Here is an 854-nt window from a genome sequence, read left to right as displayed (position 1 = left end):
TTTCCCCTTCGGGGGACAGAGTGACAGGTGGTGCATGGTTGTCGTCAGCTCGTGTCGTGAGATGTTGGGTTAAGTCCCGCAACGAGCGCAACCCTTGATCTTAGTTGCCAGCATTTAGTTGGGCACTCTAAGGTGACTGCCGGTGACAAACCGGAGGAAGGTGGGGATGACGTCAAATCATCATGCCCCTTATGACCTGGGCTACACACGTGCTACAATGGATGGTACAAAGGGCTGCAAGACCGCGAGGTTTAGCCAATCCCATAAAACCATTCTCAGTTCGGATTGCAGGCTGCAACTCGCCTGCATGAAGCCGGAATCGCTAGTAATCGCGGATCAGCATGCCGCGGTGAATACGTTCCCGGGCCTTGTACACACCGCCCGTCACACCACGAGAGTTTGTAACACCCGAAGTCGGTGGGGTAACCGTAAGGAGCCAGCCGCCTAAGGTGGGACAGATGATTGGGGTGAAGTCGTAACAAGGTAGCCGTATCGGAAGGTGCGGCTGGATCACCTCCTTTCTAAGGATAAAGCTGGACATATGAGCCAGACAAAACGGTTTGTGCCACGATCTTTGTTTGTTTAGTTTTGAGGGAGCAATTCTCTCAAAGCTTTTTTTAATCGTTCTTTGAAAACTAGATAATCGTAATGAAGAAGCAAAGTAAACATCGAGTAATCGCCATTTTAGTTTTTCTCTCTTATTCAATTAAGAGTTATAAACCTTTTAGGTTAAGTTAGAAAGGGCGCACGGTGAATGCCTTGGCACTAGGAGCCGATGAAGGACGGGACTAACACCGATATGCTTCGGGGAGCTGTAAGTAAGCTTTGATCCGGAGATTTCCGAATGGGGAAAC

At 49.3% G+C, this 854-nt stretch carries 2 rRNA genes; both read left to right on the top strand.

The annotated features are described in order from the left end of the window. Positions 1-521, top strand: a 16S ribosomal RNA gene (locus KW850_RS32575); the annotation flags it as partial. A gap of 206 nt (positions 522-727) precedes the next feature. After that, positions 728-854, top strand: a 23S ribosomal RNA gene (locus tag KW850_RS32570); the annotation flags it as partial.

This window comes from Bacillus sp. sid0103 (assembly GCF_019219025.1).
Note: the sequence above shows the minus strand (reverse complement) of the source record. Positions and strands in the feature narration are given on the sequence as shown.